Raw genomic sequence first — 17,732 nt, forward strand, 5'->3', positions numbered from 1 at the left:
GGATCTGTTTAGTCTGCAATAGGTTGGCCGCACCCGCCCAGAGAGGAAGATCGTCATGCGGATCGCCATCGCCGGGGCCACCGGCAACATCGGCGCGCTCACCAGCGCGGCCCTCCTCCGGAACGGGCACGAGGTGGTGCCCATCAGCCGCGAGCAAGGCGTCGACCTGACCACCGGCGACGGCCTGGACGACGCGCTGACCGGGGTCGACGCGGTCGTCGACGTCACGAACGCCCCGCCCGCCGGCGAAGCCGAAACGGTGGCCTACTTCGGCACCACCACGCGGAACCTGCTCGCGGCCGAAGCGAGAGCCGGGGTGCGGCACCACGTGCTGCTGTCGATCGTCGGCATCGACCGGGTCGGCGGCAACGCGCACTACGCCGGCAAGCGGGAGCAGGAACGGCTGGTCAGCGCGGGTCCGGTGCCGTGGACGATCGTGCCGGCCACCCAGTTCCACGACTTCGCCGAGATGGTCGCGGGCTGGACCGAACAGGACGGGGTCGCCACCATCGCGCCGCTGCTCGTGCAGCCGATCGCGCCCGCCGACGTGGCCGCGGTCCTCGCCGGCCTCGTCACGGGTGAACCGCGTGGCCGCCACGCCGACCTGGCCGGGCCGGAACCGCAGGACCTGGTCGACCTGGCACGCCGCACGCACCAGGCCCGTGGGCGCACGGTGAAACTGGTGCCCACGTGGTCGGGCGTCTTCGGCCCCGCCATGGCAGGCGACGTCCTCCTCCCCGGCGACGGCGCCCACCTCGCCCCCACCACCTTCGACGAGTGGCTGGCGAACCTGTCCCGCTGACCAGGAGGCGCGACTGCCTCAACAGCTCGTGCCCCCGTAGTCCCAGGCGTGGTTGGGATATCCGGGTGAATGCGGGGATCCGCGCTCCTTCGCTACGGCCAGATCACCGAGGAGGCGAGGGGAACCCACTGGTCGCGCAGGCTCAGTCGCAGACCACCGGAGTGACCGGGCCGGGATCGCGGAGTCGGCGGTGGACCTGGCCGACGGCGTGTCCGACGATTCCTGGGCACCCCGCGAAACGGCGTACCGATCGACTTCTTCGGCCGCCGGGTGCTTGCCGGGGCGGTGGCCCACGCTTCGACGAAACCCGGCGGCTAATCCTCTTCGTCGCGGGGGCGGGAAGCACGCAGCGAACCCGGGTGGGCCTTGGCCCCCGGGTCCCGCTTCGTCTTCAGCAGGCTGGCCACGGTGACCACCAGCAGGATGCCGATGATCACGCCGAGGCTGAGGGGGGTCGGGATCTCCGGCACGCTTTCGTCGATGTCCACGTGCGCCCAGTGCAGGATCAGCTTCACCCCGATGAACGCCAGGATCAGCGCCAGCCCGGCGGACAGGTACACCAGCCGGTCCAGCAGGCCCTTCACCAGGAAGAACAACGCCCGCAACCCCAGCAGGGCGAAGGCGTTGGCGGCGAAGACGACGTAGGGCTCCTCGGTCACGCCGAACACCGCCGGGATGGAGTCCAGGGCGAACAGCAGGTCGACACCGCCGATGGCCACCAGCACCACGAACAGCGGGGTGACCATCCGGCGGCCGTCCACCTTCGTGACGAGCTTGCCGCCGACGTACTGGTCGGTGGTCGGCAGCAGCCGCCGCGCGGCCCTGACCACGACGTTGCTCTCCACGTCCGGGTCCTCGTCGCGGTGCCGGAACAGCTGCACCGCGGTGAAGATCAGGATCAGCCCGAAGACCAGGAACATGAACGAGAACAGCGAGAGCAGCGTCGCGCCGACGGCGATGAACAGCGCCCGCATCAGCAGCGCCAGCACGATGCCGAAGGTGAGCACCTTGTGCTGGTGCTCCTCCGGCACGGCGAAGGTGGTCATGATGATCACGAAGACGAACAGGTTGTCGACCGACAGGCTCTTCTCGACGATGTAGCCGGCGAAGTACTCGGTCCCGGCCTCACCGCCATAGGCCAGCATGAACCAGACGCCGAAGCCGATCGCAACCAGCACGTAGAACACCGACCACGCGGTCGCTTCGGCGAACCCGACCCGGTGCGGGCGCACGGCGGCCAGCACCAGGTCGACCGCCAGCAGGGCGAGCACCAGGCCCACGGTCACCAGCCAGGTGGCAACGCTGATCTCGAGCATGACTACACCCTACGGGCCGATCCGCACTCCGCCACTCAGTCCACTGCGGACGGTCCGCGGTAGTCGAAGGCCAGCCGCCCGGCCAGTTCACGCAGGCACTGCTCGAAGACCGGTTCGAGGTCCGAGTACGCGGAATCCAGCTGGTGCAGCACTTCCATGCACGGCAGGCCGTAGAGCCGGATCCAGCAGTCCAGGAAGACGTAGGCCGCCCCGGGGGGCAGGAGTCCGCCGAGCCCCGCGGCGCAGGCGCTGACCTGAGCACGCAGCGAGGCGGGCAACTCGGCCAGGCCGGGCACGGGGAACGGCCGCTCGGCCCACAGTTCGGCGGTCAACTCCAGCAGCACCCGTTCGAACCGGTCCCCCGCCTCGTGCCGCACCGAATCCGGCTGCCGGTCCGGCGGGGCGATCGGGCTGGCGAAGATCCAGCCGAACTCGGCGCGGTGGGTCACCGCCCAGCCGCGCAGCGCCCGGCAGGCGGCCAGCAGCCGGGCACCGGCCGGGTCGGCGTCCCTCGCCGCCTCCAGCACCGCGGTGACCTCGCGGAAGAAGCCGGTGGTGACCGCGCCGACGAGTTCCTCGTGACCGGCGTAGCAGTGGTACAGCGCCGGGCCGCTCATACCCATTTTCCTGGCCACCGCGTTGATCGCCACCGCGGCGGGGCCCTTGTCCACCAGCAGCCGCCGCACCGTCGCGTGGATCTCCGCCAGCGTCGCCTGCCGCTGCTTCTCCCGTCGCCCCGCCATCCGGGCTCACCGCGGCCGTGGCCTTCCACCAGCGCGGCTGGACCGTGGAGGTGCTCGAACGGACCCCGGAGTCCACCGAGGCGGGGGCCGGGCTGGCGATCCAGCCCAACGGCCTGCACGCACTGGACCCGCTGGGACTGGGCACCGCCCTGCGCACGGACACCGCGGGCGGACCGCCGGAGGGCGTCCGGAGCCGGAGCGGCCGGTGGCTGATCCGCAACGACGTCGCCGACCTGAGGCAGCGGTTCGGGCAGTGGGTGACCGTGCACCGCGCGGACCTGGTGGACCTGTTGCGCGCCGCCGTTCCCCGGGACTCGCTGCGGCCGGGGACCGACGTGCACGAGGTGCGGGCCGCGGTGCTCGGCCTGCGCGGACAGGTGTTCCTGGCGCTGGTGCCGCTCACCCTGCGGGAAAGGCGACCTTCGTGAGTTCCTCGGACCTCCGCCACAGTTCCTCCTGCAGTTCCACGTCGTGCGCCCGGGCACTGGCCCGGACCCGGTCCGGGAAGCCGCGGATCTCGAAGAGGCCGTCGGGTCCGAAGTAGTCACCACCCCGGACGGCGGGATCGGTGGCGGCCCGCAGGGTGGGCAGCGCACCCAACGCCGGTGTCCGGCCGAAGAGGCGGGCGATGGCCAGGTTCGCCCAGCGGAAAGCCGGCGACGAGTACCGGAACACCTCGGTGCCGGCACCGCCCGGATGCGCCGCCACGGCGATGGTGCCCGCGTTCGCCCGGTCCAGACGGCGTTGCAGCGCGAAGGTGAACAGCAGATTGGCCAGTTTGGACTTCGCGTAGGCGCCGCCGCGGTCGAGCCGCCCGAACCGGTGCCCGATGCTCGACACCGTGACCACCCGCGAGCCGTCCGGCATCCGGTCGAGCAGCAAGCCGGTGAACGCGAAGTGGCCCAGGTGGTTGATGCCGAACTGGATCTCGAAGCCGTCCTCCGTGTGCCCGGACAACCCGGTCACCCCGGCGTTGTTCACCAGGAGGCCGACGGATTCGTGGCGGGCGCGGATCTCGTCGGCCGCCGCCCGCACCGAGGCGAGCGAGGCGAGGTCCAGCCGCACCACCTCGGTGGCGCCGTCGATCCGGTCGGCCGCCGCCTCGGCCCGATCCGGGTCACGGCAGGCGAGCACCACCACCGCGCCGTGCTCGGCCAGCGCCCTGGCCGTCTCGAAGCCGAGGCCGGTGTTGGCGCCGGTGACCACCGCCACCCGGCCCCGCTGGTCGGGAATGTCCACTTCGGACCAGTTGCTCATCTCCGCGCTCCTAACCTGAACCGTGCGTTCATGTTGTATTATGAACCACAGGTTCAGGTTTTCCGCGAGGAAGGAGCTGCCGTTGGCCACCCAGAAGGGGTTGCGCGCGGACGCGGCCCGCAACCGGGCGGCGATCCTCGCCGCCGCCCGCACGCTGATCGCCGCCCGGGGCACCGAAGCGGGCATGGACCAGATCGCCGCCGAGGCCGGGGTCGCGGTCGGCACGCTCTACCGGCACTTCCCCACCAAGGACGACCTGGTGCGGGCGATCGTGGCCGACCTGGGCGCCACCATCACCGGCACGCTCGACGCGGCCCTGGCGCGGGTGGAAGACGGGCACAGCACGGCCCTCGGCGAGATCCGGGGGCTGCTGCACCGCGTTGTGGTGACCATGGGCCAGGAACGACTGCTGCGCGATGCCCTCGCCGGGGCCGACGGGACTTCGTTGCGCGCGGTGCAGGAGGGCGCCAGGGATTCGCTGGGTCGCCTGGTCGCGGCGGCACACCGGGACCGGGCGCTGCGACCGGACGTCACGGTGGAGGACGTCGCGTTGCTGCTGGCCACTTCTCCGGGGGAACAGGTGCCCCGGGCGGCGCGGGAGCGGTGGGTGGAACTGGCCCAGCACGCCCTCGTTCCGTAGCCCACCGGGAACCAACAGCCACCGGAACCACCTCGCCGCTGCCAGTTCGCGGGCGGGGTCGTCGCGGGATCAGCTCGGGTTCCGGTCCAGCGCGCGGCCGATGACCCGGGTGGCGTCCGGGAAGCGGCCGGGGTCGGGGCCGGTGTAGTTCAGGCGGATGTAGCGGCCGGACGGCTCGGCGGGGAACCACTCCCCGCCCGCCCCGATCAGCACGCCGTCGGACTCGCAGTCCCGGACGAGGTGGTCGAGGTTCGTTTCGTCGGGGAGGCGGGCCCACAGGTGCAGGCCGCCGCGGGGCAGGTGCTCCAGGTGCGCCTGCGGGACGTGCTCGGCCAGGCAACCGGCCAGCAGGTCCCGCCGCGCCCGGAGTTGCTGGCGCAGGCCGCGCAGGTGCGTGCGCCAGCCCGGCTGGGTGACCACGTCCAGCGCGGCGGCCTGCAGCAGGCCGCTGACGTACATCGATTCCGCACCCCGGTCGGCCAGGATCCGGTCGCGGATGGGCCCGCGTGCGATAACCGCCGCCACCCGCACCGACGGCGACACGCTCTTGGTCAGCGACCGCAGGTAGACCACGTGACCGGCGTCGTCGTGCGCGGCCAGCGGGCGGGCCGTGGTGTCGATGCCGAAGTCGTGGGCCCAGTCGTCCTCGACCAGGAAGGCCCCACGCGCCCGCACCAGGTCGAGGATCTGCTCACCGCGTTCGGCCGGCCACTGCGCCCCGGTGGGATTGGCGAAGTTCGGCTGCGCGTAGAACACCCGGGCCCCGGTTTCGTCGAACGCCCGCGCCAGTTCGCCGGGGTCGGGGCCGGCGGGACCGCTGGGCACCGGCACCACGTGCGTCCCGGCCTGCGCGGCGGCGAGGATGGCACCCCAGTAGGTCGGCGATTCGAGCAGCACCGGCTGCCCGAAACCGACCAGCGCGCGGAAGATCGAGCTCAGGCCGCTCTGGCTGCCGGGCAGGACCACCACGTCGCGGGCGGTCGGCGGGGTGTGCCCGGCGGGGGTGACCTCGGCGAGTTCCTGGGCGAACCAGGCCCGCAGCGCGGGCAGTCCGGCGGTGTACGGGCGGGCCACCGCCGATTCGTCCCTGGCCGCGCGGCCCAGCGCCGCCCGCACCAGCCGTTCCGGGAGCAGTGCCCGGTCGGGATAACCGGCGTGCAGGCCGATCGCGTCGGGTGCGCTGCTGCGCAACGGTGTCGACAGCGCGGGGATGCGTGCCTGCGGCGAGCGCAGGGCGGCGGTCTGCCAGCCGAAGTCGAGCGGCCGGGCGGTGCGCACGGTCCGCACGAACGTGCCGACCCCGGGACGGCTCTCGATCAGCCCGAGCGCACCGAGCGCCCGCATCGCCTTCTGCACGGTGATCGGGCTGGCGCCGTACTCGGCCACCAGCGCCCGGTTGGACGGTACGCGCGCCCCCGGCGGGGCTTGGGCGATCCACGCACGCAGGCCGTCCACGATGCGAGCGGTGCTATCGTTGACCATGTCGGGACAGAGTAGCGTTATCCAGAATCCGGTTGCAACGTTATCGTCGCGGGCCGGGCTGGCCTGGGGCTTGCTGGGGGTGGCGGCGTTTTCGCTGACGGTGCCGTTCACCCGCGTGGCCGTCGGTGGCCTCTCGCCGTTGTTCATCGGCGCGGCCAGGGCGGTCGTCGCCGCGCTGCTCGCCGTCGCCGCGCTGGCCTGGACCAGGCAGCGCCTGCCACGCGGGCGGCAGTGGCTCCGGCTGGCCGTGGTCGCCGGTGGCGTGGTGGTCGGCTTCCCGATGCTGACCTCGTACGCGCTGACCACCGCCCCGGCCAGTCACGGCGCCGTGGTGATCGCGCTGCTCCCCGCGGCGACCGCCGTGCTGGCCGTGCTCCGCGGCAAGGAACGCCCACCGCGGTCGTTCTGGGTGATGGCCGGCATCGGTGCGCTGGCGGCGCTGGGGTTCGCTTCCCTGCAGGGCGGCGGTTTCGGCCGGTTGCACTGGTCGGACCTGCTGCTCTTCGGCGCGGTGCTGGCCGCCGCCGCGGGGTACGCCGAGGGCGGCCTGCTCGCCCGCGAACTCGGTTCCTGGCAGACGGTCTCGTGGGCGCTGGTGGTGGCTTCACCGCTGATGCTGGCGCTGACCGCCGTTTCGCTGACCCAGCAGGCGCAGACGGGCACGGCGGTGCACTGGGCCGCCTTCGCCTACCTCGCCGCGGTCAGCATGTTCCTCGGCTTCTTCGCCTGGTACCGCGGGCTGGCCATCGGCCCGATGGCGCAGGTCAGCCAGGTGCAGCTGGTCCAGCCGGTGCTGACCATCGGCTGGGCGGCACTGCTGCTCGGCGAGGACCTGACCTGGCCCACCGTGCTCGGCGGCCTCGCCGTCCTCGTCTGCGCCGGGATCGCCGTGCGCATCCGTCTCGACCGCACCGCCAACTAGGAGGAATTCCGTTGTTCACCGGACTCAGCGCCTTCCCGCTCACCCCGCTCACCGACGACGGGATCGACGAAGACGCTTATGAACGCCTGGTCGGGCGGCTCGCGGACGCCGGTGCCGACTCCATCGGCGCACTCGGCTCGACCGGCAGCTACGCCTACCTGGACCGGGGTGAACGGGCGCGGGCGGTCCGGCTGGCCGTGCGCGCCGCCGGTGCGGTGCCGGTGATCGCCGGGGTCGGCGCGCTGCGCACGCGTGACGTGCTCGCCCACGTCGAAGACGCCCAGGAAGCGGGTGCCGCCGCCGTGCTGCTCGCCCCGATGACCTACCAGCCCCTCACCGACGACGAGGTGTTCGGGTTGTACGAGGAGGTCACGGCGGAGCTGTCGGTGCCGCTGGTGGTCTACGACAACCCGGGCACGACGCACGTCACGTTCACCGACGAACTGCACGGCCGCATCGCGCACCTGCCCCGGGTCGCGTCGATCAAGCTCCCACCCGGAGCCCAGGCCGGGGTGGGCGGGCTGCGCCGGCTCATCCCGGACACCGTCACCCTCGGCATCAGCGGTGACCCGGTCGCCGCCGACGGCCTGCTGGCGGGCTGCGACGCCTGGTACAGCGTGCTCGGCGGGCTGTTCCCGGAACCGTGCCTCGCCGTCCTCGCGGCCGCCGCCTCCGGTGACGCCGCCCGCGCCCACGCCCTGAGCGCGCAGTTGCAGCCGTTGTGGGACCTGTTCGCGCGCTACGGCAGCTACCGCGTGGTTTCGGCCATCGCCGTCGAACTCGGCCTGCTCCGGGAACCGAACCTCCCCCGGCCCGTCCGGCCCCTCGGCGAGACGGGCCGGGAAGAAGCACGCAAGGCCGTCGTGGCGGCGGGGCTCTCCCTACACTGAGGCGTCGTGACGAATCCGCTGACCGGCTCCCACATCGAAGCCCGCCTGCCCGCGCAGGACCTCGACCGCGCCCGCCGCTGGTACGCCGGGAAACTCGGCCTCGAACCCGCCGAGGAACGCGAAGGCGGCTTGCGGTACGTCGGCGCGTCCGGCGTGTTCTGCCTGTTCGCCTCCGCCGGCGCATCCGACGGCTCGTTCACGCAACTGAGCTTCTACGTCGAGGACCTGGAAGCCGCGGTGACCGAGTTGCAGGCCCGCGGGGTGCGGTTCGAGGAGTACGGGATCGTCGACATCGACGGCAACTACCCCAGCAAGGGCCGCGGGGAACGGGCCGCCTGGTTCCGCGACAGCGAGGGCAACCTGCTCGGCATCGGGCAGGTCCTGCCCTGAGCGCGGTGTAGCTGGCTACACCCCGGTTCCGGGGTCGCGCGTCACTGTGCCCGGGCGTGCACGCCCATAGCGTCGTTCCCGACGGAGATCGGAAAGGGAACGACGATGACGACGACAGTCGCGGACGGCCTCACCAGTGCGGTGCGGTTGGAATCGGTCAGCAAGACCTACGGCAGCGGGGCGGCGGCCGTGCGCGCACTGGACGGGGTGAGCATCAGCCTGCGGCCGGGCAGCTTCACCGCGCTGATGGGGCCGTCCGGTTCGGGCAAGAGCACCTTCCTGCACTGCGCCGCCGGACTGGACCGGCCGACCTCGGGCCGGGTGCTGCTCGGCGGCACCGAGCTGACCGGGCAGCGGGAGGCCGCGCTCACCGAACTGCGCCGTTCGCGGATCGGTTTTGTGTTCCAGGCGTACAACCTGATGGACGCGCTGACCGTGGCGGAGAACATCCTGCTGCCGCTGCGCCTGTCCGGGCGGGCGGTGGAGCCGGGGTTCCTCGCCGAGGTGGTGCGCTCGGTGGAGCTGGACGTGCCGCTGGACCGGCGGCCCAGCAAGCTTTCCGGCGGCCAGCAGCAGCGGGTGGCGATCGCCCGCGCGCTGGTCACCCGGCCCGACGTGATGTTCCTCGACGAGCCGACGGGCGCGCTGGACACCCGGACCGCCCGCCAGGTGCTGGCCACCCTGCGCCAGGCGGTGGACCGCTGGGGCCAGACCGCGCTGATGGTCACCCACGACCCGGTCGCCGCCTCCTACGCCGACGCGGTGGTGTTCCTGGCCGACGGGCGGATCGCCGGCGAGCTGGCGCACACCACCCCGGACCGGATCGCCGAGCGCATGACCCACCTCGGGGAGTGGTGAGATGTTCGCCCTTGCCCGCAAGACGATCCGGGCGCGGCGCGGTTCCTTCGCCGCCGCGTTCGTCGCGGTGTTCTTCGGTTCCGCGTTGATCACCGCCAGCGGCGTGCTGCTCGAATCCGGGTTGCGCGCGGGGGTGCCGCCCCAGCGCTACGCCACCGCGCCGGTGGTGGTGACCGCCGAGCAGTCGGTGCCCACCCCGGACGGGCTGAGCCAGCGGTTCACCGAACGCGTCCCGCTCCGGGACGAACTCGTCGACACCGTCGCCCGGGTGCCGGGGGTGCGGGCAGCGGTGGGTGACGTCACCGTCCGGACCGCGCTGCGCACCAGCGGCGGTACCGTCCCGCTGCTCGCGCACGGCTGGTCCTCGGCCCAGCTGGGCCCGGTCACCCTCCAGAGTGGACGGTTCCCCACCGCGGCGGACGAGGTGGTGCTCGACGGTGCGCTGGGGTTGCGCCCCGGCGACCGGGCCGAACTGGAGATCGGTGCGGTCGGCACCGCTCACCGGGTGGTCGGCACCACCGCCACCACACCGGGGCAGCCCGCCGCGTTCCTCACCGACGAGCGGGCGCGGCTGCTGTCCGGCCGCCCGGACCAGGTCGACGCGGTGGCCGTGCTCGCCGAACCCGGGACCGGCGCCGGCGAACTCGCCACCCGCATCCGGCAGGCGGTGCCCGGGGTGGTCACCGCCGTCGGCGACGACCGCGCGGAGGCGGAGTTCCTCGACGTCGGGGCCGCGCGGCAGTTCCTGGTGGTGCTGGCCGGCGCGTTCGGCGGCACCATGCTGATGATCGTGCTGCTGGTGGTGGCCAGCACGCTGGGCCTGTCGATCCAGCAGCGGCGGCGGGAGTTCGCCCTGCTGCGGGCGGTCGCGGCCACCCCGCGGCAGGTCTACCGGCTGATCGCCGCCGAATCGGTGCTGGTGGCCGCGGTGGCCGCGGTGCTCGGCACGCTGCCGGGCTTCGCGCTGAGCTGGTGGCTGCGTGACGCACTGGCCGGGTACGGCGCCGTGCCAGCCGAGTTCCAGTTCGTCACCGGGCCGCTGCCCGCGGTGGCCTCGGTGCTGACCTGCCTGCTGACCGCACTGGGCGCGGGGTTGATCGCGGGCCGCCGGGCCGCGCGGATCAGCCCGGCCGCGGCACTGGGTGAGGCCGCGGCCGAACCACCGCGCCTGAGCCGTGGCCGCCTGGTCACCGGCTGGGCGCTGGCCGCGGCCGGGGTGAGCGCCGCGCTGGCGCTGCCGGTGGCGGTCTCCGGTGAAGCGGCGCTCGCGGGTTCGGCCAGTTCGGCCCTGCTGCTGGTGATCGCCGTGGCACTGCTCGGGCCGAAGCTGCTCACCGCCACCGCCGCCGTGCTCGGCAAGCTCGGCCTGCACCGGTCGGCCCCCGGTTACCTGGCGGGCGCCAACACCCGGGCGCGGTCGCGGCGGCTCGCCTCGGCGGCCACACCGCTGATCATGGGCGTCGCGCTGGCGTCGGTGCAGATCTTCACCGCCACCACCACGGCCGCCGCGGCGAAGGAGCAGGCGGAGCAGGGCATCCGCGCCGACCACGTGGTCGTGGCGAGCGGTGGCATCGCGCCCGCCGTCGTGGACGAGGTGCGGCAGCTCCCCGGGGTCGAATCGGTGACGCCGGTGGCCCGCACCTCGGTGCTGGTGAGCTACCGGGAACTCGCGGAGACGGTGACGAAGTCCTTCCCGGCGCAGGGCGTCGGTGCGGACCGGCTCGGTGCGGTGATGGACCTCGACGTCCGTGCCGGTGACCTGGCCGGGCTCACCGGGAACACCGTGGCGTTGAGCCAGACCGCCGCGGACGGCTTCGGCGTCGCCGTCGGCTCGCCGCTGACCATGCGGCTCGGCGACGGCACGTCCCACACGGCTCAGGTGGTCGCGGTGTACGGCAGCGGGCTGGGCTTCGGCGACGTGACGCTGCCGAACGACGTGGTGCTCGCGCACACCAGCAGCCGGCTGAACGACGAACTGCTGCTCGCCACCGCACCCGGCACCGATCCGGCGGCCCTGCGGGAAGCGCTGCGGCCCGGGTTGGAACTGTCGTCGTCCACCGCGGCGGAGCACACCGAAGCGGCCGCGCAGTCGGCGGTCAACCTGCTGCCGAACCTGCTGCTGCTCGGCTTCATCGCGATCGCCGTGGTGAACATCCTGGTGCTGGCCACCGCGGCGCGGGTGCGGGAGTTCGCGCTGCTGCGGCTGGTCGGCGCGAAACCCCGGCAGGTGCGGTCGATGGTGCGCGGGGAGGCGGCGGTGGTCGTGCTGGCCGCCGTGGTGCTCGGTTCGCTGGCCGCGCTGCCGCCGCTGGCCGGGTTCAGCCTCGGCCTGACCGGTTCCGTGGTGCCGACCGTGCCGCCGCTGGTCTACCTGGGCGTGGTCGCCGCCGCGGCGGCGTTCGGCTGGGGCTCGATCGCCCTCCCGGCCCGGATCGCCATGCGCCCGGCCCCGGCCGCCGCGATGCGCGTGGCGGACTGAGCTGAGCACCCATCGCGGGCCCCCTCCCTGTGCCCGCGATGGGTGTCTTCATCTCAGTTGACGAAGCGCGGGCAAGCATAAGCAGAAATGGGATACCGGTCAATCGCCTACACTGCGCGCCATGGCGGGAGACGGGGGCGCCCTGGCGGCGAAGGTGGACCACCTCTTCCGCACCGTGCGCCCGCGCGAAGGCGGCGAGTACACCTTCGAGGAGGTCGCCGAAGCGCTGCGCGCCCGCGGTGGGCCGACCATTTCGGCGACCTATCTCTGGCAGCTGCGCAAGGGCATCCGCGACAACCCGACCAAGCGCCACCTCGAAGCGCTCGCCGGTTTCTTCGGGGTGCCCGCCGCGTACTTCTTCGACGACGCGGAAACCCGGCGCATCGACGCCGAACTCGCGTTGCTCACCGCGTTGCGCGACGCGCCGGTGCGGCAGATCGCCCTGCGGGCCAGCGGCCTGTCGCCGAAGAGCCTGGAAGCCATCGCGGAGGTGGTCGACCGGGTGCGGGAGCTGGAAGGGCTGCCGCACCCGGACCCGCCGGCCACCGAGCCGTGAGCCGGGTGCGCCGGCGGCACGCCGCCCTGCTGCGCGAACTGCCGCTGCCCGTGCCGTTCGACGTCCAGGTGCTGTGCGAGCAGGTGGCCGCGCGCCGCGGCAGGCCGATCCGGCTGCTGCCGGTGCGCGGGCTGACCGGGGTCTGCGGCCTCTGGATCGCCACCGACCGGGCCGACCTGATCTTCCACGAGAGCGAAACCACGCCCCCGCACCGCGAGCACATCGTCCTGCACGAACTGGCGCACCTGCTGCGCGACCACTACCCGGTTTCGCTGGACCCCGCCGAGCGGGCCGGGCTGCTGCTGCCCGGCCTGGACCCGGCGGTGGTGCGCCGGGTGCTGGGGCGGGCCGGGTACTCCTCCGCCGAGGAACGCGAAGCCGAACTGCTCGCTTCCCTGATCCGGCAACGGGCCGCGCCCGGCCCGACCCTCACCGGACGGCTGCGCGACGCGCTGGACGGCGATGGCTGAGGCACTGCGGGAATGGGGTCCGGCGCTGCTCGCCTGGGCGGTGCTGCTCGGCCGCGGCCGCGGTGGCGGGGTGGCCCGCCGCCGGGTCCGGTGGGTGCTGCTCGGCCTGGCCTGCTCGCTGACCGCCCAGCTCCCGGTGGTCTACGCGGCACTGGGCGACGGTCACCTGGCCCGCCTGCTCAGCCACACCGGCATGGTGTTCGCCGCGTGGGCCGGGCAGGAACTCATGGCCGGGCTGACCGGGCGGCCGCGTGGGGCGCGGTGGCAGGCGTGGTGGGCCGGGAGCGCGTTCGCGTCGATGTGCCTGCTGTTCGCGCTGCTGCCGGACATCCGCCCGGAATCGCCGTGGGTGATGGAGTACTGCCTCGTCTACGCCGCCGCGCAGCTGCCCGCCCTGGGCACGGTGATCCGGCTCGGCTCGCGCCACGCCCGCGAAACCGGCGACGCGGTGCTCCGGACCGCACTGCGGCTGGTCGTGGCCGGCACCGCGCTGAGCCTGCTCTACCTGCTGAACAAGTCGATCCTGGCGGTGGTGCCCCGGCTGGACACCAGCTTCCCCTTCGGCCGGACGGTGCTGCCGAGCAAGGTCCTGCCGACCTCGGCGTACCTGCTGGTGCTCGCCGGCGCGGTGCTGCCCGCCGTCACCGGGTGGCACCGCCGCCGCCTGCTGTTCCGCCGCCTTGGTCCACTGTGGACGGCGCTGTACCGGGCCGATCCGGCCATCGCGCTCGACCCGCCGAGGGTGCCGGACGCACTGGTCGTGCGCGACCTGCGGCTGCGGCTCTACCGCCGGGTGATCGAGGTCCGCGACGGCTTGCTGACCCTGCAGCCGTACCGGGATCCCGCGAGCACCACGGGCACCGCGGCGGGTGAAGCCGCCGTGGTGGCCGCGGCCCTGCGGGCCAGGGAGGCGGGCGACGAACCCGGGCACCGGCACGCCGGTGTCCCCGGCGGGACGGACCTCGCCGAGGACACCGCCTTCCTGGCCGAGGTGTCCGACGCCTACCGGCGGCTCAGCCGAAGCGCTCGACCAGGTCGGTGATCAGCAGGAACAGGAACAACGCCGACGCCGCGCCGAGCAGGGTGTTCGACAGCCAGCCGGACCGGCCGTCGCGGGCGATGCGCCGGGAGTTCAGCAGCAGCATCAGCGTGATGGCCAGGAACGGCATGAACACCGAGCCCAGCACGCCGTAGACCAGGGTGAGCCCGAACGGCTTGTCCAGGAACAGCAGGATCATCGGCGGGAAGGTCAGCCACAGCAGGTAACCGCGGAACGGCAGCGACTTCTCCACCGCGGTGGCGCGGTAGGCGGTTTCCGCCGCGGGCTGCTCCTCACCGGGCACCACGGCCGCGACCGGTTCGGCGCGGCGGCCGTGCGGCAGCCGGATGCTGCGGGTCCAGTCGGCGAACAGCAGGCTGACCCCGTTCCACACCCCGAGCAGCGAGGTGCTGGTCACCGCGAGGAAGCCGATCAGGAACATGATCCTGGCCCACTGCCCGTACCGCTCCCCCAGTTCGTTGCCGAGGACCAGCAGGCCGCTGTCGGACTGGGTCAGCTTCTGCCCGAACAGGATGGTCGAGCCGACGATCAGCATGGCCACCACGAAAACGCCGGTCATCAGGTAGCCGACCGCGTTGTCCAGCCGCATCATCGACAGCCAGCCGGTGCCCTTCCAGCCCTTGGCGAACATCCAGTAGCCGTAGGCGGCCATGGTGATGGTGCCGCCGACCCCGCCGATCAGGCCGAGCACGTACACCATGGACCCGGCGGGCAGCTGGAAGGTCAGGCCCTCGGCCAGCGCGGCCAGGTCGGGGGTGACCAGCACCGCCACCGCGACCACGGTGGCGAACTTGATCAGCACCAGCACGGTCATGAACTTCTCGAAGAAGTGGTAGCGCTGCGCCCACACCAGCGCCAGCCCGACCACGCCGGCGATCATCGCCCAGCCGCGCACCGGCAGCCCGCCGAACAAGGCGTTGAGCGGCAGGCCCACCGCCGACATCGCGGTGGCGCCGTAGACGAAGCCCCAGATCACGATGTAGAGCCCGAAGAAGCCGGTGGCCCAGCGGCCGAGCCGGCGCCACCCGTCGAGCAGGGTGGTGCCCGAGGCCAGGTGCCAGCGGCCGACGCCCTCCCCCAGCGCCAGCTTGAGCACGGTGCCGACGAGCGCCGCCCACAGCAGCAGGGTGCCGTACTGGGCGCCGGCGACCATGGTGGCGACGAGGTCGCCCGCCCCGACCCCGGTGGCCGCGGCCAGCAGGCCCGGACCCAGTCCGCGGAAGCGCGCCCGGCCCGTCGGCGGGGTCGGCTGGGGTTCGGTCTCGGTGGCGGAAGTGCTCATGGCTCCTGCTCCTCGTTGCGCCGGAGATGTGTGCCGACGACCGTAGGAACGCGGACCGGCCCCGGCCGCCCGTCTTCACCGTTTCTTAGGACGATTACCGGTAACGAATCGGACTCGCCTACTCGCCCAGCCGGTAGCCGAACCCCCGCACGGTGCTCAGCAGGCCGGGCCGGTTCAGCTTGCCGCGCAGGGTCACCACGTGCGCGTCGAGCGAACGGGAGGCGGTGGCCGCGCCCCACACCCGCTCGGTCAGCGCCTGCCTGCTCACCGCGGTGCCCGCCGCCGCGGCGAGCACCGCGAGGATGTCGAACTCCTTGGCGGTCAGGGCGAGCTCGGTGCCACCGGCGGTGACCCGGCCCGCCGCCAGGTCGATCCGGACGTCCCCGAGTTCGACCACTTCGGGGGCCGACCTGGCGCGGGGCCGCCGGCGCGCGACCGCGTCGATGCGCGCCAGCAGCTCGGGCAGCCGGACCGGTTTGACGAGGTAGTCGTCGGCGCCGAGGCGCAGGGTCCGCACCACGTCCCGTTCCGCCGAGCGGGCCGTCACCACCAGCACCGGGAGGTCACCGGCGCGGCGGAGGTCCCGGAGCACGGCCAGCCCGTCGGCGTCGGGCAGGCCGAGGTCGAGCAGCACCAGGTCGGCGTCCTGGCGCAGGTGCGGCACCTCGGCGGCGAGGCGGGCGCGCACCGCCCCGTGCCCGGCGGTGACCAGGGCGTCGACCACGGCCGCGGCCACACCGTCGTCGTCCTCGACCACCAGGATGCGCACCGGCCGAGCTTACGACGCCTGCTTGGTCGGCATGATCGTCAGCTGCTGGAAGTTCACGCGGGCGGGCTGCCCGGCCAGGAAGCCGACCGCCTCGGCGATGTCCTCGGGGGCCAGCCAGTCGATCTCCGCCTTCGACCCGTCCAGCCATTCCCGCGCGCCGTCGTCGGTGACGTGGCTCTGCAGCTCGGTGCCGACGATGCCCGGCTCGATGGCGCTGACGCGCACGCCCTTGGCCCCGAGTTCCGCGCGCAGGGTGCGCGAAAGGTGGGTCACGTACGCTTTCGTGCCGGAGTACACCGCGAAGTTCGGGAAGATGTTCCGCGCGGCGATCGACGAGGTGTTGACCAGGTCGGCCACCCCGCGGTCCGCCGCCGACTCGATCAGCTGGGGCACGAACGCGCCGATCGCGTTCATCAGCCCGGTCACGTTGAGGTCGATCTGGCGCCGCCACTGCTCGAACGGCAGTTCGTCGACCGGCGCGGGCAGCATCACCCCGGCGTTGTTGAACAGCAGGCAGGCCGGGCCCAGTTCGGCGCGGACCCGCTCGGCGGCGGTGCCGACGGCCGCCGGGTCGGTCACGTCCACGGCCAGCGCCAGCGCCGTGCCACCGGCCTGCTCGATCCCCTTGGCCAGCCGCTCCAGCCGGTCGGCCCGGCGGGCGAGGACGGCGACCTTCGCGCCGGAGGCCGCCAGCCGCTGGGCGGTGGCCTCGCCGATCCCGCTCGACGCACCGGTCACCACGGCGACGCGGCCGGTCAGTTCGGCGGAGTTGTGGTCGGTCATCGGTTCGCTCTCCTTCGTCACGTTCACGGCGGTTCCGCCGCGAGTTCGAGACAACCACCGGAAAAGGGCGCTGTGCGGGCCGAATCGCGCCCCCTCGAACCCCGGTCCGCCGAACCTGGGTCCAGCAGACCGAGGTTCGGCCGCCACACCGCGGGCGGTTCGCGCAAGACTGTTCCGGTGAGCCACAACGCCGAGCTGAAGGAGTTCCTGCGCACGCGCCGCGCGCGCCTGAGCATCGCCGACGTCGAGATCGGCGGGACCGGTGGGGTGCGGCGGGTGCCCGGACTGCGCCGGGAGGAGGTCGCCCAGCTCGCCGGGGTGAGCGTGGACTACTACAGCAGGCTGGAGCAGGGCCGCCACCTCAACGTCTCCGACGAGGTGCTCGACGCGATCGCCAGGGCGCTGCGCCTGGACGAGGTGGAACGGTCCTACCTGTTCCAGATCGCGCGCGGCGGGTCCCGGCGCCCGCGCCGCCGGTCACCGGCCAGGGTGCAGCGGGTCCGGCCGGGCGTGCGCCGCCTGCTGGAGACCCTCGACGACGTCACCCCGGCGTTCGTCTTCGGCAGGCGGATGGACGTGCTCGCGGCCAACCGGCTGGCCGCGGCGCTGATGACCGACTTCGAGTCGCTGCCACCGCGTGATCGCAATATGCTCCGCTACACCTTCCTCGACGAGTCCTCTCGCGAGCTGTACACCGACTGGGAAGAGGTGGCCAGGGACAACGTGGCGATCCTCCGACTCGACGCCGGCCGTCACCCGGACGACCCGCTGCTCGCCGACCTCGTCGGTGAGCTGGCGGTGAAGAGCCCGGAGTTCCGCCGCTGGTGGGCCGACCACCACGTCCGCGAACGCAGCCACGGCACCAAGCGCTACCACCACCCGCTGGTCGGCGCGCTCACCCTCGACTACGAATGCGTGGTGCTGCCCGGCGACGCCGACCAGACGCTGTGCGTCTACACCGCCGAGGCCGGCTCCCCCGCCGAGCACGCGGTGCGCCTGCTGGCGGGGAGCGCGGCGCAGTTTGTGTAGTGAT

19 protein-coding genes are annotated in these 17,732 nt (G+C 73.0%); 12 read left to right on the forward strand and 7 right to left on the reverse strand.

The genetic code is table 11. The features are described from left to right. Positions 1 to 55 precede the first annotated feature (55 nt). Positions 56 to 802: an SDR family oxidoreductase gene (locus AC07EG_RS06460; RefSeq protein WP_478251986.1), complete on the forward strand. Its 747-nt coding sequence runs from the start codon at positions 56 to 58 to the stop codon at positions 800 to 802. A gap of 314 nt (positions 803 to 1,116) precedes the next feature. On the opposite strand, the gene AC07EG_RS06465 is transcribed toward AC07EG_RS06460, so the two are convergent. Continuing rightward, entirely contained in the window at positions 1,117 to 2,118 is a 1,002-nt protein-coding gene (locus AC07EG_RS06465; RefSeq protein WP_478251987.1) for a TerC family protein, read from the reverse strand. 35 nt (positions 2,119 to 2,153) lie between these two features. Further along, positions 2,154 to 2,861: a TetR/AcrR family transcriptional regulator gene (locus AC07EG_RS06470; RefSeq protein ID WP_478251988.1), complete on the reverse strand. Its 708-nt coding sequence runs from the start codon at positions 2,859 to 2,861 to the stop codon at positions 2,154 to 2,156. Positions 2,862 to 2,878: 17 nt separating this feature from the next. Here AC07EG_RS06470 and AC07EG_RS06475 point away from each other — a divergent pair, with 17 nt between their 5' ends. Further along, on the forward strand, positions 2,879 to 3,289 hold the full coding sequence (locus AC07EG_RS06475) for a hypothetical protein (protein WP_478251989.1): 411 nt from the start codon (positions 2,879 to 2,881) through the stop codon (positions 3,287 to 3,289). Here the strand turns inward: AC07EG_RS06475 and AC07EG_RS06480 are convergent. Then, positions 3,261 to 4,118: an oxidoreductase gene (locus tag AC07EG_RS06480; protein WP_478251990.1), complete on the reverse strand. Its 858-nt coding sequence runs from the start codon at positions 4,116 to 4,118 to the stop codon at positions 3,261 to 3,263. The two genes, AC07EG_RS06475 and AC07EG_RS06480, sit on opposite strands and share 29 nt — an antisense overlap. An 82-nt stretch (positions 4,119 to 4,200) precedes the next feature. Between AC07EG_RS06480 and AC07EG_RS06485 the strand changes: the two genes are divergently transcribed. Continuing rightward, a complete protein-coding gene (locus tag AC07EG_RS06485; protein ID WP_478251991.1) occupies positions 4,201 to 4,758 on the forward strand; it encodes a TetR/AcrR family transcriptional regulator in 558 nt (185 codons plus the stop codon). A 69-nt stretch (positions 4,759 to 4,827) separates the two neighbouring features. On the opposite strand, the gene AC07EG_RS06490 is transcribed toward AC07EG_RS06485, so the two are convergent. Continuing rightward, positions 4,828 to 6,240, reverse strand: coding sequence for an aminotransferase-like domain-containing protein (locus AC07EG_RS06490; protein WP_478251992.1), 1,413 nt, complete (start codon positions 6,238 to 6,240; stop codon positions 4,828 to 4,830). Here AC07EG_RS06490 and AC07EG_RS06495 point away from each other — a divergent pair. From AC07EG_RS06495 to AC07EG_RS06530, 8 genes are all read left to right on the forward strand, one after another. Then, complete coding sequence (locus AC07EG_RS06495; protein WP_478251993.1) at positions 6,239 to 7,162, forward strand: DMT family transporter; 924 nt, start codon at positions 6,239 to 6,241, stop codon at positions 7,160 to 7,162. The two genes, AC07EG_RS06490 and AC07EG_RS06495, sit on opposite strands and share 2 nt — an antisense overlap. Positions 7,163 to 7,173: 11 nt before the next feature. After that, positions 7,174 to 8,052: a dihydrodipicolinate synthase family protein gene (locus AC07EG_RS06500; protein WP_478251994.1), complete on the forward strand. Its 879-nt coding sequence runs from the start codon at positions 7,174 to 7,176 to the stop codon at positions 8,050 to 8,052. Positions 8,053 to 8,058: 6 nt separating this feature from the next. After that, complete coding sequence (locus AC07EG_RS06505; protein ID WP_478251995.1) at positions 8,059 to 8,442, forward strand: VOC family protein; 384 nt, start codon at positions 8,059 to 8,061, stop codon at positions 8,440 to 8,442. 105 nt (positions 8,443 to 8,547) lie between these two features. After that, positions 8,548 to 9,300, forward strand: a complete 753-nt coding sequence (locus tag AC07EG_RS06510; protein ID WP_478251996.1) for an ABC transporter ATP-binding protein — start codon at positions 8,548 to 8,550, stop codon at positions 9,298 to 9,300. Position 9,301: 1 nt separating this feature from the next. Further along, positions 9,302 to 11,779 carry an ABC transporter permease gene (locus AC07EG_RS06515; RefSeq protein ID WP_478251997.1) on the forward strand — a complete coding sequence of 826 codons (2,478 nt, stop codon included), beginning with the start codon at positions 9,302 to 9,304 and terminating at the stop codon, positions 11,777 to 11,779. Positions 11,780 to 11,900: 121 nt separating this feature from the next. Further along, the gene (locus tag AC07EG_RS06520) at positions 11,901 to 12,335 is read left to right on the forward strand and encodes a helix-turn-helix domain-containing protein (protein WP_478251998.1); all 435 of its coding nucleotides are present in this window, start codon (positions 11,901 to 11,903) and stop codon (positions 12,333 to 12,335) included. After that, positions 12,332 to 12,805, forward strand: coding sequence for a hypothetical protein (locus AC07EG_RS06525; RefSeq protein WP_478251999.1), 474 nt, complete (start codon positions 12,332 to 12,334; stop codon positions 12,803 to 12,805). The genes AC07EG_RS06520 and AC07EG_RS06525 overlap by 4 nt, the downstream gene beginning before the upstream one ends. Further along, entirely contained in the window at positions 12,798 to 13,847 is a 1,050-nt protein-coding gene (locus AC07EG_RS06530; RefSeq protein WP_478252000.1) for an MAB_1171c family putative transporter, read from the forward strand. The genes AC07EG_RS06525 and AC07EG_RS06530 overlap by 8 nt, the downstream gene beginning before the upstream one ends. Here AC07EG_RS06530 and AC07EG_RS06535 read toward each other — a convergent pair. From AC07EG_RS06535 to AC07EG_RS06545, 3 genes are all read right to left on the reverse strand, one after another. Beyond that, positions 13,819 to 15,147, reverse strand: coding sequence for an Nramp family divalent metal transporter (locus tag AC07EG_RS06535; protein ID WP_478252001.1), 1,329 nt, complete (start codon positions 15,145 to 15,147; stop codon positions 13,819 to 13,821). The two genes, AC07EG_RS06530 and AC07EG_RS06535, sit on opposite strands and share 29 nt — an antisense overlap. A 118-nt stretch (positions 15,148 to 15,265) precedes the next feature. Beyond that, positions 15,266 to 15,916 carry a response regulator transcription factor gene (locus AC07EG_RS06540; RefSeq protein ID WP_478252002.1) on the reverse strand — a complete coding sequence of 217 codons (651 nt, stop codon included), beginning with the start codon at positions 15,914 to 15,916 and terminating at the stop codon, positions 15,266 to 15,268. 9 nt (positions 15,917 to 15,925) lie between these two features. Further along, a complete protein-coding gene (locus AC07EG_RS06545) occupies positions 15,926 to 16,699 on the reverse strand; it encodes an SDR family oxidoreductase (protein ID WP_478252003.1) in 774 nt (257 codons plus the stop codon). 177 nt (positions 16,700 to 16,876) lie between these two features. Between AC07EG_RS06545 and AC07EG_RS06550 the strand changes: the two genes are divergently transcribed. Continuing rightward, complete coding sequence (locus AC07EG_RS06550) at positions 16,877 to 17,728, forward strand: helix-turn-helix transcriptional regulator (protein WP_478252004.1); 852 nt, start codon at positions 16,877 to 16,879, stop codon at positions 17,726 to 17,728. The last annotated feature ends 4 nt before the right edge of the window (positions 17,729 to 17,732 follow it).

This window comes from Amycolatopsis sp. NPDC045836, from assembly GCF_056431745.1.

Bases quoted from the DNA above. Each gene is read 5' to 3' on its own strand.
- AC07EG_RS06460 (WP_478251986.1), top strand. From the start codon at position 56: ATGCGGATCGCCATCGCCGGGGCCACCGGCAACATCGGCGCGCTCACC.
- AC07EG_RS06465 (WP_478251987.1), bottom strand. From the start codon at position 2,118: ATGCTCGAGATCAGCGTTGCCACCTGGCTGGTGACCGTGGGCCTGGTG.
- AC07EG_RS06470 (WP_478251988.1), bottom strand. From the start codon at position 2,861: ATGGCGGGGCGACGGGAGAAGCAGCGGCAGGCGACGCTGGCGGAGATC.
- AC07EG_RS06480 (WP_478251990.1), bottom strand. From the start codon at position 4,118: ATGAGCAACTGGTCCGAAGTGGACATTCCCGACCAGCGGGGCCGGGTG.
- AC07EG_RS06495 (WP_478251993.1), top strand. From the start codon at position 6,239: ATGTCGGGACAGAGTAGCGTTATCCAGAATCCGGTTGCAACGTTATCG.
- AC07EG_RS06490 (WP_478251992.1), bottom strand. From the start codon at position 6,240: ATGGTCAACGATAGCACCGCTCGCATCGTGGACGGCCTGCGTGCGTGG.
- AC07EG_RS06510 (WP_478251996.1), top strand. From the start codon at position 8,548: ATGACGACGACAGTCGCGGACGGCCTCACCAGTGCGGTGCGGTTGGAA.
- AC07EG_RS06515 (WP_478251997.1), top strand. From the start codon at position 9,302: ATGTTCGCCCTTGCCCGCAAGACGATCCGGGCGCGGCGCGGTTCCTTC.
- AC07EG_RS06520 (WP_478251998.1), top strand. From the start codon at position 11,901: ATGGCGGGAGACGGGGGCGCCCTGGCGGCGAAGGTGGACCACCTCTTC.
- AC07EG_RS06530 (WP_478252000.1), top strand. From the start codon at position 12,798: ATGGCTGAGGCACTGCGGGAATGGGGTCCGGCGCTGCTCGCCTGGGCG.
- AC07EG_RS06535 (WP_478252001.1), bottom strand. From the start codon at position 15,147: ATGAGCACTTCCGCCACCGAGACCGAACCCCAGCCGACCCCGCCGACG.
- AC07EG_RS06545 (WP_478252003.1), bottom strand. From the start codon at position 16,699: ATGACCGACCACAACTCCGCCGAACTGACCGGCCGCGTCGCCGTGGTG.